This window comes from Acetonema longum DSM 6540 (assembly GCF_000219125.1).
GTDB classification, from domain to species: Bacteria; Bacillota; Negativicutes; order Sporomusales; family Acetonemataceae; genus Acetonema; species Acetonema longum.
The window spans coordinates 1-779 of record NZ_AFGF01000064.1 but is presented as its reverse complement, the minus strand read 5'-3'; the positions used below and the strand labels follow the sequence as shown (position 1 = coordinate 779).

The following is a 779-nucleotide window of genomic DNA, read 5'->3' as shown; positions in this document are numbered from 1 at the left end:
ATTTTTGTCCGCTGCTCCGCTGTTTGTTTTTCGCTTTAAAACAATGGGTCAAAAGATGATCGTCACCAGCGCCCCCAAAGGTCATTTCCCTCGGTGTCACCCTTTGTTAGATCGATTTTCAGACTTTATACCATCCTCAATGAATCTGTTTCTTTCTGCTTCTGAAAACTGTTTTGAGCCTATAAAGCAGTCATTTAAATAAATCAGTTCAAATACAGTGGTTTCATAATCATCTGTCAAATATTTTAGAGCGTAATAGCCATTAATGATTAAATCATCTTTAGAATCCAGAACATCGACGATATCTACTCTTTGGGCTAATTCTTTGATAGTCTGTTCTTTGGTTTTCTGATTGGTTAAAAGTTCCGCAATTAAATCGCTTAAAATTCTTCTAAGACTGGCTTTATCCATCTTACACCCCGGACTATTTCATTTTATTTATTACTTGGCCAGAAGCTATTCTTACTGCGTCAAAATCCCTGTGAACCACATTCCCAACAGCATCAGTTACTTCATGTATAATAAACTTGACACCTTGAGAATCAGAATACTGAACTATTCTTTGAGTTCCACCAGTTAGTTCCCCATGCCAAGTTGCCGGCTTACTACTCGTGACAGTTTGAGCAAGTCCAGAAAATCCGCTTCCTCCATTTGCTTCTGCGGCACCGACTTTGTTTAAAACATCCGGTTTTACATATACTTTATTTCCATATATCTGTGCATCTTTCAATAGGTCAGCGGTGGTTTCAAGAGTTTTCGTTCCACTGGATGCTACAGTC

General features: G+C 38.5%; 2 protein-coding genes. Both read right to left on the bottom strand.

Going from position 1 to position 779, the window contains the following annotated elements:
• Positions 1-96 precede the first annotated feature (96 nt).
• Positions 97-411, bottom strand: a complete 315-nt coding sequence (locus ALO_RS08060; RefSeq protein ID WP_004094635.1) for a hypothetical protein — start codon at positions 409-411, stop codon at positions 97-99.
• Positions 412-424: 13 nt separating this feature from the next.
• On the bottom strand, positions 425-779 hold a 355-nt coding region (locus ALO_RS22400), incomplete at its 5' end, for a hypothetical protein (protein WP_004094634.1).

Coding starts and splice junctions, on each gene's coding strand:
- ALO_RS08060 (WP_004094635.1), bottom strand. CDS start 411: ATGGATAAAGCCAGTCTTAGAAGAATTTTAAGCGATTTAATTGCGGAA.